The organism is Endobacterium cereale (assembly GCF_009617585.1).
Classification (GTDB): Bacteria; Pseudomonadota; Alphaproteobacteria; order Rhizobiales; family Rhizobiaceae; genus Neorhizobium; species Neorhizobium cereale.
Genome location: NZ_WIXI01000022.1, coordinates 623,328 through 636,685, shown reverse-complemented (window position 1 = coordinate 636,685; position 13,358 = coordinate 623,328). Strand labels below are relative to the sequence as shown.

14 protein-coding genes are annotated in these 13,358 nt (G+C 59.0%); 7 read left to right on the top strand and 7 right to left on the bottom strand.

From position 1 onward, the window contains the following. Nucleotides 1–58: 58 nt before the first annotated feature. Complete coding sequence (gene pflB, locus GAO09_RS03325) at nucleotides 59–2,317, bottom strand: formate C-acetyltransferase (RefSeq protein ID WP_153352599.1); 2,259 nt, start codon at nucleotides 2,315–2,317, stop codon at nucleotides 59–61. Nucleotides 2,318–2,563: 246 nt separating this feature from the next. Between pflB and GAO09_RS03320 the strand changes: the two genes are divergently transcribed. The 7 genes from GAO09_RS03320 (at nucleotide 2,564) to GAO09_RS29520 (ending at nucleotide 7,469) form a co-directional block, all read left to right on the top strand. Beyond that, nucleotides 2,564–3,544 carry a sugar kinase gene (locus GAO09_RS03320; RefSeq protein WP_153352598.1) on the top strand — a complete coding sequence of 327 codons (981 nt, stop codon included), beginning with the start codon at nucleotides 2,564–2,566 and terminating at the stop codon, nucleotides 3,542–3,544. A gap of 30 nt (nucleotides 3,545–3,574) precedes the next feature. Next, entirely contained in the window at nucleotides 3,575–4,591 is a 1,017-nt protein-coding gene (gene kdgT / locus GAO09_RS03315) for a 2-keto-3-deoxygluconate transporter (RefSeq protein ID WP_153352597.1), read from the top strand. Nucleotides 4,592–4,665: 74 nt separating this feature from the next. Beyond that, the gene (locus tag GAO09_RS03310; protein WP_153352596.1) at nucleotides 4,666–5,127 is read left to right on the top strand and encodes a NanQ anomerase/TabA/YiaL family protein; all 462 of its coding nucleotides are present in this window, start codon (nucleotides 4,666–4,668) and stop codon (nucleotides 5,125–5,127) included. Between the two features lie 52 nt (nucleotides 5,128–5,179). Continuing rightward, nucleotides 5,180–6,022 carry a 5-dehydro-4-deoxy-D-glucuronate isomerase gene (kduI, locus tag GAO09_RS03305; protein WP_153352595.1) on the top strand — a complete coding sequence of 281 codons (843 nt, stop codon included), beginning with the start codon at nucleotides 5,180–5,182 and terminating at the stop codon, nucleotides 6,020–6,022. 164 nt (nucleotides 6,023–6,186) lie between these two features. Then, the gene (locus tag GAO09_RS03300) at nucleotides 6,187–6,972 is read left to right on the top strand and encodes a gluconate 5-dehydrogenase (RefSeq protein WP_132275489.1); all 786 of its coding nucleotides are present in this window, start codon (nucleotides 6,187–6,189) and stop codon (nucleotides 6,970–6,972) included. Between the two features lie 3 nt (nucleotides 6,973–6,975). After that, the gene (locus tag GAO09_RS03295) at nucleotides 6,976–7,296 is read left to right on the top strand and encodes a hypothetical protein (RefSeq protein ID WP_153352594.1); all 321 of its coding nucleotides are present in this window, start codon (nucleotides 6,976–6,978) and stop codon (nucleotides 7,294–7,296) included. Beyond that, nucleotides 7,296–7,469 (top strand): hypothetical protein, encoded by a 174-nt coding sequence (locus GAO09_RS29520; protein WP_209018586.1) that lies wholly within the window; start codon nucleotides 7,296–7,298, stop codon nucleotides 7,467–7,469. The genes GAO09_RS03295 and GAO09_RS29520 overlap by 1 nt, the downstream gene beginning before the upstream one ends. Before the next feature lie 256 nt (nucleotides 7,470–7,725). Here the strand turns inward: GAO09_RS29520 and GAO09_RS03290 are convergent, their stop codons facing one another. The 6 genes from GAO09_RS03290 to proV all read right to left on the bottom strand — a co-directional run bounded on the left by GAO09_RS03290 (nucleotide 7,726) and on the right by proV (nucleotide 13,262). Beyond that, complete coding sequence (locus tag GAO09_RS03290; protein WP_209018585.1) at nucleotides 7,726–8,223, bottom strand: DUF4262 domain-containing protein; 498 nt, start codon at nucleotides 8,221–8,223, stop codon at nucleotides 7,726–7,728. Between the two features lie 470 nt (nucleotides 8,224–8,693). Continuing rightward, nucleotides 8,694–8,951 (bottom strand): helix-turn-helix domain-containing protein, encoded by a 258-nt coding sequence (locus GAO09_RS03285; protein WP_153352592.1) that lies wholly within the window; start codon nucleotides 8,949–8,951, stop codon nucleotides 8,694–8,696. Nucleotides 8,952–9,051: 100 nt separating this feature from the next. After that, on the bottom strand, nucleotides 9,052–9,933 hold the full coding sequence (locus GAO09_RS03280) for a glycine betaine ABC transporter substrate-binding protein (RefSeq protein ID WP_153352718.1): 882 nt from the start codon (nucleotides 9,931–9,933) through the stop codon (nucleotides 9,052–9,054). 194 nt (nucleotides 9,934–10,127) lie between these two features. Beyond that, on the bottom strand, nucleotides 10,128–11,036 hold the full coding sequence (locus GAO09_RS03275; RefSeq protein ID WP_153352591.1) for a glycine betaine ABC transporter substrate-binding protein: 909 nt from the start codon (nucleotides 11,034–11,036) through the stop codon (nucleotides 10,128–10,130). A gap of 67 nt (nucleotides 11,037–11,103) precedes the next feature. Continuing rightward, a complete protein-coding gene (locus GAO09_RS03270; protein WP_153352590.1) occupies nucleotides 11,104–11,985 on the bottom strand; it encodes an ABC transporter permease in 882 nt (293 codons plus the stop codon). Between the two features lie 44 nt (nucleotides 11,986–12,029). Next, nucleotides 12,030–13,262 (bottom strand): glycine betaine/L-proline ABC transporter ATP-binding protein ProV, encoded by a 1,233-nt coding sequence (gene proV / locus GAO09_RS03265; protein WP_153352589.1) that lies wholly within the window; start codon nucleotides 13,260–13,262, stop codon nucleotides 12,030–12,032. Between the last annotated feature and the right edge of the window lie 96 nt (nucleotides 13,263–13,358).

Below are 13,358 nucleotides of genomic sequence, written 5' to 3'. Positions count from 1 at the left end.
AATTTGGCTAGAGGTCCCGGGCACCTGAAAGTCGGCGCCCGGGATTTCCAGTTCCGGCTTACATTCTGGCGTGGAACGTACGCGAGATGACGTCGAGCTGCTGTTCGCGGGTCAGCTTGACGAAGTTGACGGCATAGCCCGATACGCGGACCGTCAGCTGCGAGTAGAGTTCCGGATGATCCATGGCGTCAACCAGCGTGTCGCGATTGAACACGTTGACGTTGACATGGAAACCACCGGCCGCCGCATAACCGTCCAGGCAATTGGCGAGGTTCTGGGCGCGTTCCTCATCGGTCTTGCCGAGCGAATCCGGGGTGGCCGAGGCCGTCCAGGAAATGCCGTCGAGAGCCGAGTCGTAGGGGATTTTTGCAACCGATGCACCGGCTGCGACAAAACCCTTGGTGTCGCGGCCGTTCATCGGGTTTGCACCCGGCGCAAAGGGCTCGCCGGCGCGGCGTCCGTCCGGCGTATTGCCGGTCTTCTTGCCGTAGACCACGTTGGAGGTGATCGTCAGAACCGACTGCGTCGGCATCGAGTCGCGGTAGAAGTAGGGCTGGGCGGCGATCTTCTTCATGAAGGTCTCGGTCAGCCAGACCGCGATGTCGTCGGCGCGGTTGTCGTTATTGCCGTAAGCCGGGTATTCGCCCTCGATCTTGTAATCGACGGCAAGGCCTGCCTCGTTGCGGATCACGTGCACCTTGGCGTGTTTGATGGCCGAGAGCGAGTCTGCTGCCACAGACAGGCCGGCAATGCCGCAAGCCATGGTGCGCAGAATGTCGCGGTCATGCAGCGCCATTTCGATACGCTCGTAAGCGTATTTGTCGTGCATGTAATGGACGGTGTTGAGCGCCTTGACATAGGTCGCGGCCAGCCAGTCCATCATCTTGTCGAACTTGGCCATGACTTCGTCATAGACCAGCACGTCGCCCGTGATCGGCTCAAAGCCCTTGGCAACCGCGACACCGCTCTTTTCATCGACGCCGCCGTTGATCGCATAAAGCAGAGCCTTTGCGAGGTTCGAGCGTGCGCCAAAAAACTGCATCTGCTTGCCGATGCGCATGGCCGAGACGCAGCATGCAATGCCGTAGTCGTCGCCCCATTTGGGCCGCATCAGGTCATCGTTTTCATACTGGATGGCGCTGGTATCGGCAGAGACCTTTGCGCAGAAGTTCTTGAAGCCGGTAGGCAGCTTGGTGCTCCACAGCACGGTCAGGTTCGGTTCCGGAGCCGGGCCGAGATTGTAGAGTGTGTGCAGGAAGCGGAAGCTCGACTTGGTGACCAGCGGACGACCATCTTCGCCAAGGCCACCGATCGATTCCGTGACCCAGGTCGGATCGCCGGAAAACAGCTGGTCATACTCTGGGGTGCGCAGGAAGCGAACGATACGCAGCTTGATGATCATGTCATCAATCAGTTCCTGGGCCTGCTCTTCGTTGAGAAGACCGGCATCGATATCGCGCTGGATATAGATGTCGAGGAAGGTCGAGACACGGCCGAGCGACATGGCCGCACCGTTCTGTTCCTTCACCGCTGCCAGATAGGCGAAATAGGTCCACTGGATGGCTTCGCGCGCATTGGTCGCAGGCCTGGAAATGTCATAGCCGTATTTCGCGGCCATTTCGCGCAGTTCATCGAGCGCGCGGAACTGTTCCGACAGTTCTTCACGCAGGCGCATCACGCTTTCGGTGAAGACCTCGTTCTCGATGGCGCGAAAATCCTTCTGGCGGAAGGCGCGCAGGGCATCCGTGCCGTAAAGCGCAACACGGCGATAATCGCCGATGATACGGCCGCGACCATAGGCATCCGGCAGGCCGGTGATGACGCCGGACTTGCGGGCGGCGAGGATTTCCGGGCTGTAGACGTCAAAGATGCCCTGGTTATGGCTCTTGCGATATTTGGTCCAGACTTCCTTGACCGAAGGATCAAGCTCGAAACCAAAAGCTTCCAGCCCGTTTTCGACCATGCGCAACCCACCATTCGGCATGATGGCGCGCTTCAGCGGCGCGTCGGTCTGCAGGCCGACGATCAGCTCGGCGCTCTGGTCGATGTAGCCGGCGTCATGGGCGGTGATGGTCGAGGCGCGGTCGGCGGACACGTCGAGAACGCCCTTTTCCCGTTCGGCCTTGAGGAGGACGCTGAGGTCTTCCCAGAGTTTCAGCGTGCGTTTTGTCGCACCGGCCAGAAATGTGCTGTCGGCAGTATAGGGGGTGTAGTTCGCCTGAATGAAATCGCGAACATCGACGCTTTCGCGCCAGGCCTCGCCTTTGAAACCCGACCACGCATCGGCCGGAGTGATCTTTTCGGAAAGGATGCCCATTGAATGTCTTCCTTCTGCTTTGCCTTTCGGCATTTGATTTAGGATCCTCCCAAATCACGACACATGCTCATCGAATGGCAGGCGTCCTGACTTCCACCTGCAAGCTATCAACAAGCGGCGAGAAACCATTGATCCCGATCAACGCCGAGGGTGCGACATCCCGATAAGTTCATCTCGAAAGCGCAAGACGGGGGTCAGAGACGCCTTGTGCTTCAAGCCGCAAACGCGGCCGGGAAGGGATGCACAATGTCACAACAACAAATTCGCGTCGCATCGATCGGCGAATGCATGATCGAGATGCAATGCAAGCCTGACGGGTCGATCACCCAGGCTTTCGGCGGCGACACCTTTAATACGGCAGCCTACATGGCGCGACTCGGCGCCGGACTGGGTACCTTTGTTTCTTACGTCACCGCCATCGGCGACGATCCTTTCAGTGATCAGATGGCCGCCTTCTGGAAAGAGCAGGGGGTCGATGACCATCTTGCCCTACGTCTGAAAGGACGTCGTGCGGGCCTTTATTTCATCCGCACGGATGCCAATGGCGAACGTCGCTTCTTCTACTGGCGCGGCGAGGCGGCCGCCCGGGAAACCTTTGAATCGGAAGGTTCGAAGGACCTGCTGGAAGCCCTCGGTACCTATACCAGCATCTACCTGTCGGGCATCAGCCTGGCAGTCCTGAAGCGCGAAAGCCGCGAGCGCCTGCTCGAACGGCTGGAGGAACTGGCCCACGCCGGCGTTGCCGTCGATTTCGACGGAAACTACCGCCCGCTTCTCTGGGGCGGCATCGAAAATGCGCGGGCCGTTTATGAACGCGTCATCGGTTTTTCCACTCGCGTTCTCGTCACCATCGAAGAGCTTGAAGTGCTGGGTCTTGCCCAGACTGTTGCGGCCGGCATCGATTATTTTGCCAAAAAGCCGCAGCTCGAAGTGGTGATCAAGGACGGGCCGGGCGATGCCACGCTCATCCATGGCGGCAAGGTCGAGATCGTGCCCGCCACCAAGGTCGCAAAAGTCGTCGATACCACCGCGGCCGGCGACAGTTTTTCCGCCACCTACGTGCTCGGACGCCTTCTCGGCCTTCAACCCGTCGAAGCCGCTGTCCGAGCCCACGTCGTCGCAGGTGCTGTCGTCCAGCACCACGGCGCCATCATCCCGGAAGGAGCAACGCCAGACGTTTTTTCCAACGAGATCGCTCAGCGCGGCCAACAGAGTGCCACCGAGTAGCGAAGAAAATATTTTAGGAGGAATGCAAAAATGAATATCAAGAAAGCAATCGACAAGGTCCCCGGTGGCCTGATGCTGGTGCCGCTCATTCTCGGCGCACTGTGCAAGACGTTTTTCCCCTGGGCCGGCAGCTACTTTGGCTCGTTCACCAACGGCCTGATCGCCGGCACGGTGCCGATCCTCGCCGTCTGGTTCTTCTGCATGGGCACGTCGATCGACCTGCGCGCAACCGGCACGGTGCTGCGCAAGTCGGGGAACCTCGTCGTCGTCAAGACGCTGGTTGCCTGGGGCGCGACCTATATCGCCGCCCAGTTCCTGCCGCTTGAAGGCGTCCAGTCGGGCCTGTTCATGGGCTTTTCGGCACTCGCCATCTGCGCCGCAATGGATATGACCAATGGCGGTCTCTACGCCGCGATCATGCAGCAATATGGCACCAAGGAAGAATCGGGTGCCTTCGTGCTGATGTCGATCGAATCGGGCCCGCTGGTCTCGATGCTGATCCTCGGCGCTGCCGGCGTCGCCACGTTCGAACCGCACCTGTTCGTCGGCGCCGTCCTGCCGTTCCTGATCGGCTTCATCCTCGGCAATCTCGACAAGGACCTGCGCGCCTTCTTCAAGGGCGGCGTTACCACGCTCATCCCGTTCTTCGGTTTCGCGCTCGGTAACGGCATCGACCTTAACGTCATCCTGACCACCGGTCTGGGCGGCATCCTGCTCGGCGTCATCGTCATCTTCGTCACCGGTATTCCGCTGATGCTGGCCGACAAGATCATCGGTGGCGGCAATGGTACTGCCGGTCTGGCCGCCTCGTCGGCTGCCGGTGCGGCCGTCGCCAACCCGATGATCATCGCCGAAATGGCACCGCAGTTCAAACCCGCCGCTGCCGCCGCAACCTCGCTGGTCGCCGCTGCGTGCCTGACAACGGCCATCCTGGTTCCGATCCTGACCGGCATGTACGCCAAGTACATGAAAAAGCGGGCAGGCGTGACCGAAGCCGCTCCGGCTGAAGTCCCGCAGGCAAGTGACGCTTTGCGGCCTGCCGAGTAAGGTTCGCCGGGGCCGGCGCTAGGCCGCCGGCCCCGATGCCTCAAAAAGGCCCATGAAAATCAAGGAATAATGTCATGTATCTTAGCCATCTCGCCACGCTCGACCGCGACGCCGCAATCCTGCCTGAGAACGTCCGCAAAGGTCTCGACTTTCTTGCCAGGACCGATATCGCATCTTTGCCGGCAGGCCGTGTCGATATCGAGGGCGATAGCATTTTCGCACTGATCCAGGATTACGACACCGCGCCGAAGGCCGAAAAGCGCCCGGAATCGCATGCCCGCTACATGGACATCCAGTATGTCTTTGCCGGCCGCGAAGTCATCGGTTACGCGCCTCTTGCCACTGAGCACACGGTCGAGGAAGACCTGTTCGAAGGCCGCGACGTCCGTTTCTATTCGAACGTGACTGACGAAACCGATCTCCTGATGGGCCCGGGCGCCTACGCGCTGTTTTACCCGACCGACATCCACCGTCCGGGGTGCGCTGCCGAAACCGCGGGCAAGGTCCGCAAGGTTGTCGTCAAGGTCCTTCTCTGAGCGCCAGACCGGCCTCTTTCATCACGATACAAATTTCTACAGGAGTTACATCATGGACATCCGTTATTCGGCCAGCCAGAGAGATTTCAAGCGTTACACGACCGAAGAAACGCGCGCCGAATTCCTCATCGAAAAGCTCTTCGTCGCCGACGAGATTTTGGCTACCTACAGCCATGTCGACCGTATGGTCGTGTTCGGCTGCATGCCGGTCAGTGAAGCCGTGCCGCTCGACAAGGGCATCGACTGCATGAAGAACTTCGGCACCAACTACGTGCTGGAGCGCCGCGAACTCGGCATCTTCAACCTCGGTGGCGAAGGCTCGATCGACGTCGACGGCGAAGTGTTCGAAACCGGCTTCAAGGATTGCCTCTACGTTACCAAGGGCACCAAGCAGGTCACCTTCCGCAGCAAGGACGCAACCAAGCCGGCAAAATTCTACATGATCTCGGCGCCGGCCCACAAAGTCTGCAAGACCACCTTCCTGTCGATGTCGGATGCGAAGAAAAAGCCGGTCGGTGATAACGCTACCGCCAACAAGCGCGTCATCAACCAGTTCATCCACCCGGACGTTCTGGAAACCTGCCAGCTGTCGATGGGCCTGACCGAACTCGATTCGGGCAATGTCTGGAACACCATGCCGGCCCACACCCATGAGCGCCGTTCGGAAATCTACTACTACTTCAACATCGCCGAAGATCAGGCTGTCTTCCACATGATGGGCGAAGGCCAGCAGACCCGCCATATCCTGGTCGGCAATGAACAGGCCGTCATCTCGCCATCGTGGTCGATCCATGCCGGTTGCGGCACTGCCAACTACACGTTCATCTGGGCGATGTGCGGCGAAAACCTCACCTTCGACGACATGGACCACATCCCGATCAATGAACTGCGTTGATCGTCGGATGAGGGCGCCAAAGCGTGCAAGGTTTTTGCGCCCTTCCATGATCTCGAACAGCCTGCCGAACCGACGCCCGTGAAGGTGTCGTCTCCTGCAGGCAAAGCGGCAACAGGTTTGCGCTGCCGCTTTATTCTCCCTCCGTATTCAAGGATTTTTTGATTATGAGCTATCCCGACGCTTTCTCGCTCAAGGGCAAGGTCGCCCTCGTCACCGGTGCTTCCTACGGTATCGGTTTTGCGCTTGCCAGCGCACTGGCCGAGGCCGGCGCCACCATCGCCTTCAATGACGTCAACGAGGAATTCCTCGCCAAGGGTATCGAAGCCTACAAGGCTGCCGGCATCGACGCGAAAGGTTACATCTGCGACGTCACCGATGAGCCGGGCGTGCAGAAACTGGTCGCCGATATCGAAAAGGATCTCGGCCCGGTCGATATCCTCGTCAACAATGCCGGCATCATCCGCCGCACCCCCATGCACGAAATGGACGTCAAGGATTTCCGCCAGGTCATCGATATCGACCTGACCGCCCCCTTCATCGTCGCCAAGGCTGTCATTCCCGGCATGATCAAAAAGGGCGGCGGCAAGATCATCAACATCTGCTCGATGATGAGCGAACTTGGCCGCGAAACGGTTTCTGCCTATGCCGCTGCCAAGGGCGGCCTGAAGATGCTGACCCGCAACATCGCCTCCGAATACGGTTCGCTGAACATCCAGTGCAACGGCTTGGGCCCGGGTTATATCGAAACCCCGCAGACCGCACCGCTGCGCGAACCGGGCCATCCGTTCAACTCCTTCATCCTGGCAAAAACTCCTGCCAATCGTTGGGGCACCACGCAGGACCTGAAGGGGCCCGCCGTCTTCCTTGCCTCACCGGCTTCGGATTTCGTCAACGGCCACGTTCTCTACGTCGATGGCGGCATCCTGGCCTATATCGGCAAGCAGCCCTGATCTTTGTCGGCATCAGAAAAAATGGAAGCCGGGGTTCGCGCCCCGGCTTTTTTCGTGCGCTTGGTTTTTGACGGCCGGGAGCTTGCAATCGGCGCAGACGATGGAGATTACAGATGGGTTGCCGGAAACTCTGACATGAAAGGCTCTGGCAATGGCTTTCAACCGCACTTGCTTCAGATACGAGGCAGCCTGCCTCATGTCGGCTTGCGCTGTGGTTGCTGCATGCTTCGATTGGGGAAACAGCCGTTCGCACACATCATCCTGCTTGCCCGCCGCACCTTCTACGCTATCGTCGCACTCGCGAATCGTAATCTGGAGGATTGATGCGTCAGCAGAGCAAGCCGTTTATCATTGAGCGCAAACCATCGCGAAAATCCAAAGCCGTTTCAGTAAATCCGTCGATCTGGGGAAGGCTGGATGCCGAGATTGCACAAGGCCTCAAAGACCAACGGGATGAGAGTCAAGCGGCTGCCACCGGTGATGATGAGCGCGCTTGATTGTCAGGCTGCTGCCTGTTCATCCGACGGCCGTCTTTTGGGGCTGCATCGATCATGGGCGGACGCCCGCCCTGGGGTCCTCGCTGCTTGGCAGCAGCAAACACTGCCAAGGCCCGCTGTCGAATTAGCGCGCGCTCACGTTGTGCGAGCACGTGAACGGCTAAAACAGAAGCTCGCCACGCCGTGCGGTGGTATCCATCTGCTCGCTCGGTGACAGGAATACGATCCCGCACGCCTCCAGATCGGTGATGTTTGTTTAGAGGGTGTGAAGGTAACCGTCCGAGAGATCTGGCTGGAGCTTCGCCATGGATTTGTCGAAATCATTTTCCCACGGGAACCGCCCAGCCCGATCGGCCCAAACCAATTGGACGACAGGGAACTCAGCCCTTCGATAGAACCAATCGCTTGACCGGAGATACTCAACGCTTGCGGCACGAGTGACTGGAAGAAAATAGACAATTTCGTTAGATAGAATACCTTCAACCGGCTCCCCGGTCACGAAACGATGGCCTTCGCGTGCTCGCCTCATCAGGGTTCCAAACACGTCATGGGCTAACTGTGGCGGGAAATCGAACACGATGACTTCGGGCTGGCGAACTGTCAGCCAAAACCCGATTGTGTAGCTGAACGCGGGGTCGCCATCAGTGTCCGCGCCGACCGAAGTGGTCTGCCATCCGTGCTCCTTCACCCTTTCGATCAAACTGATCTCATAGGGCTGCAAATCTGCAGGTTGGTCGTCGATGGCGGTCGTCACAGGAGGCATCGCTCACTTATGTCATCGGAGGCCTTGGTCGGCAATCGAGAAACGATGCCACCAACAAGAGTAGCCTCGATATTGCCGTGGCCTGTCAGCTCGCTTCAAGATCAAGGTAAGTCTGACCGGTTCTTCCGAGAGCGTGTGATAGTCAGGTCTTTACGCCTGAGTAGGCCTGCCGGCGCCTAGCGCATCTCTATGTCCGTTCTGCGTGCCGTCCCAAGCCGTTTCGTTGAGCGCGAACTCCCTCAATGCGAAAACTGACACAGCAAAACCTCGATCTAGGGAAGGCTGGATAGAGATTACGCGGCCAACAACTGCAGAGGACAACCACGTTTGAGCTTCAGGCCGCAGCGCATGAGCCGCCTGATGGATGGCGCGCTTATCGTTGCAATGATTTTGCGGACTTTTGGCACATTGCCGTTCGGAGTTGCCATGAGCGGACTGTGGCCGTCGCCCGAAGTGACGAGTTACGCCCAGCGCGGCCCGTCGCCCCGTCCTGTCAAAAGCCATGACAGGCTGACTTCCAGAAGTCGCGCGATCAGCGGCAAGCGGTCGGCCACTGGTTCGGCGCGGTCGTTTTCCCAAGAGGTCCATGTGTCTGATGACACGGTGATGAAATCCGCAGCCTCGCCAACGGTGAGGTCTATCGCATCTCGGGCAAGGGAAATACGGCCGCCGATCGTGTCGTCGGCGGAGAAATCCGGTTCGATCTGGTCTCGGTGCATCAGGCACTCCCGTCGGCAGCCCAACGCCGCCAAGGATTGTCAGATAGGCCTTGCCGGAAATCCGGCAAAGCCCTTGTTGATAAAATTATCGGATGCGAATTTAGCCTTCTTCACCGACCCAGTTTTTGATCTGGTCCGGGTGACTCTCGATATATTTGGCCACCGCGTCGTCGTAGGAGGTTTCCTGCGCATCGGACATGCCGGCCTCGAGATCCGCAATCGGCAGCTTCATACGCGACAGGAAGGCAGCGACCTTGGGATTGTCAGTCTTGAAATCCTTGCGCGATAAGATGTCGACATGTTCGCTGCCACCGATCGCCTTTTTCGGGTCGTCGATGTAACGCATCTTGTATTTGCCGAACATCCAGTGCGGACTCCAAGCCGTTGCGACGAACCACTTTTCGTTACGATAGGCGCGGTCGACCGCCGACAACATGCCGGCTTCACTCGAAATCTGCAGCTTGTAACCGTCGAGTGCATAATCTTTCAGCGCCTGCTGCGACATGCGTGTCAGGCCGGCACCCGGTTCCGTGCCCTGAATGGTGCCGGACAGCTTTTCCTGAACCTCGGGCTTCTTCAAGTCCTCGAACGAGCCAATCTCGCTTTCCGGCACATAGGCCGGCACCACCCAGCCCTGTCGGGCGCCGCTGTAGATTGTCCCGAGCGTCTCGACACGGTCTTTCACCTTGCCGTAATAGTCGGCATGCGTCACCGGCAGCCATGTCATCAGGATCGCATCCAGATCACCGCGGCTGACGCCCTGGAAAAGCGGTGCCACATCGGTCTGCAATAGTTCGACCTTCTGGCCGAGCTTGTCGGTCATCACCTTGGCGGCGAGTTTGGTGACGAACTCGGCGTCAGACCATGGTGCGTATCCGAGTTTCACGGTCTTGGCATCCTGCGCCATGGTCGGCAGGGCAGATGTCGCCAGAAGCGCAGCGGCGAACCCCAGCGTTGCACCGAGTGTCGTGCGGCGGGTCATGTCGTTTTTCGAAAAAGTCTTAAGCAACGTGTTTTCCTTGTCGGAGGTCCCCAACCCTCATCCACGCATTATTGCCGGCGAAGAAAGCGAACCACTTTAAGTTTCTCACGTCCAAACCGGAGTGAGGACTGATGGATCATCGCGCGTCAGTGACGACCACGCCGCAGAGGCGTGGCCGTCACTGACGCAATCAATCAGCCTTCGTCACCAACCCAAGTCTTAACCTGGTCCGGGTGATCCGTGATGTATTTCGTCACGGCCTCGTCGTAGGAGGTTTCCTGTGCGTTGAACATCGCAGCTTCAAGATCGGCAAGCGGCAGCTTCATGCGTGACAGGAAGCCGGCAACCTTCGGGTTTTCGTCCTTGAAGCCCTTGGTGGCGATGATGTTGACCACTTCGGCTTCACCAAGAGACTTCTTGGGGTCTTCGAGGTAACGCAGCTTGTGCTTGCCGAACATCCAGTGGGGGCTCCACGAGGTGGCGACGAACCACTTTTCGCCACGATAGGCCCGGTCGACCGTGGTCAGCATGCCGGCCTCACTGGAAATCTGCAGCTTGTAGTCGTCAAGCCCGTAATCCTTCACCGCCTGCTGCGAAAGACGCGTCAGGCCGGCACCCGGATCGATGCCCTGAATGGTCTTGGCAAGCTTTTCCTGAACCTCGGGCTTCTTGAGGTCTTCGATCGAAGCGATCTCGCTTTCCGGGATGTAGGTCGGAACCACCCAGCCGAGCTTGGCACCATCGTAAACCGTGCCAAGCGTCTCGACCTTGTCCTCGACCTTGGCAAAATAGTCGGCATGGGTTGCCGGCATCCAGTTCATCATCATCACGTCGACATCGCCGCGGCTGACGCCCTGATAAAGCGGTGCCACATCCGTCTGCACCAGGTCCACCTTGCCGCCGAGTTCATCGGTGATCAGCTTGGCAGCCAGCTTGGTGACGAATTCGGCGTCGGACCATGCGGACCAGCCGATCTTCACCGGCTTGACGTCCTGCGCCATTGTCGGGAAAGCGGAGCCGGCAACGAGTGCAGCCGCAAGGCCGAGCGTTGCGCCAAGTGTGGTGCGACGAGTGGTGCCGGTCGTGAAAAGGTTCTTCAGCATGTGGTCTCCTTGATGGGAGTTTAAGTGATCGCGGGTTCAGCACCCGCATGAAAGCACGGGGACTGGTTTAGGCGTTTGCCGTCGCCAGTTCCTCGCGCTCTTGTCTTTTGAAAAGCACGGACCAGAAGGCGGCACGCGGCTTTCCGAGGCTCTGGGTGATACGGTCGAGGATGACCGCCAGGATGACGACGGCGAGGCCGCCTTCGAAGCCGGTACCGACGTCGAGACGCTGGATGCCGGTGAGAACCGTGTTGCCGATGCCGCCGGCGCCGATCATCGATGCAATCACCACCATCGACAGCGACAGCATGATCGTCTGGTTGATTCCAGCCATGATCGACGGCATGGCGTTCGGCAGCTGAACCTTGAACAACAGCTGCGTCGAGGTGCAGCCAAACGCGTTGCCGGCCTCGATGAATTCCTCATGCACCTGGCGGATGCCGAGATTGGTGAGGCGCACGACAGGTGGCATGGCGAAGATGACGGTGGCGATGGCGCCCGGTACGGCACCAAGGCCGAAGAACATGGCGGCCGGGATCAGATAGACGAAAGCCGGCATGGTCTGCATCAGGTCAAGGATCGGCCGCACGATTGCGGCAACCGAATCTCGGCGGGCCATGGCGATGCCGAGCGGCAGGCCGATGATGATCGCCATAAGCGTTGAGGCAATCACCAGAGCCAGCGTTTCCATCATCGGGGCCCACAGACCCATATGGCTGACCAGCCACAGGGCGACACCTGTCAGAATGCCGAAGCCGAAACTGACGCGCCAGAGCGACAGCGCAACGAAGATGGCGATACCGACCGGCATCGGGATCGAAAGCAGGATGTTCTGGATCCCTGTCGTCACGAAGCCGATCATGGCTGCGATGAAATCCAGAGCGGGCGAAAAGTTGTCGAGGACGTAATTGACGGCTGTATCGACGCCGTCACCAATATCGAAATTCATGTCTGTCTCCGGTTATGGGCCGGTTGAAGGAAGCGGCGGCGCGATCAGGAGGCGCGGTCGAGCGTCTCAAGCAGCATCGATTTGCTGATGGAGCCGACATAACGCTTGTTCTCGTCGATGACCGGCACAGGCCAGGGGCTGGCTGCCACCTTGCCGAGCACGTTCGACAGCGACTCGTCGGCCGCGATCGGCTCGATCTCGGAAAGGAAGGCGCCACGATAGGGATCCGCCACCTTTTCGCGCATCTTTTCCACCAGCGAGGTCTGGCTGACGACGCCGTGATAGGTCTTGTCGCGGCCCAGAATGATCGCGTATTCGCGGTCAAAGTTCTTCATCCGCTCAAGAGCTGCCGCAGCCGTCGTGCCCTGACGCTCGATGATGGTGATCTGCGTCTTGCGGGCCACGTCGCCGGCCTTGAACACCTGGGAAACGTCGACATTGCGGAAGAACGACCGCACATAATCATTAGCCGGGCTCATGACGATCTCGTCCGGCGTACCCACCTGCACGACATTGCCGTTCTGCATGATGCAGATGCGGTCGCCGATGCGCATGGCTTCGTCGAGGTCGTGGCTGACGAAGACGATCGTGCGGCTGTGTTCCGATTGCAGGCGCACGAGTTCGTCCTGCATCTCCGTGCGGATCAGCGGGTCGAGCGCCGAAAACGCCTCGTCCATTAGAAGCACGGTCGGCTCGCTGGCCAATGCGCGGGCAAGGCCGACGCGCTGCTTCATGCCGCCGGAAAGCTGGTCCGGCTTGCTGTCAGCATAGCCGTCGAGGCCGACAGCCTTCAGCGCTGCCATTGCCTTTTCCTTGCGCTCGGCTTCGCCCATTCCGGCGACCTCAAGCCCAAAGGCGGCATTGTTGAGAACCGTACGGTTGGGCAGAAGCGCAAAGGACTGAAACACCATGCTGATCTCACGACGGCGCACGTCGATCAGTTCCTTGCGCGACATCTTGGTGATGTCCTTGCCGTCAATCTCGATGGAGCCGGAGGTCGGTTCAATCAGACGGTTCAAGAGGCGCAGAAGGGTGGATTTGCCGGATCCCGACAGGCCCATGATGACGAAGATCTCGCCGGCCTTGATGTCGAATGTGGCATTGTTAACGCCCACCGAACAGCCGGTCTGGGCGTGAATTTCGGATTTCGTCTTACCGGCGCGGACCATGTCCAGCGCCTTGTCGGGGCGCTCACCGAAAATCTTGAAGACGTTGTTGATACTGATCTTGGTCGAAGCCGGCTCGGCCGACGCGTCATTTTCAGTTGTAAAAGCCATACAATCTTGGGCCCGGGCTCGATAGCGCGGACATACTCCTTGATGATAAATCCTCCGAAAAAGTCAGCTTCGCTAGCCTTTCCGGAAGTCTTATGT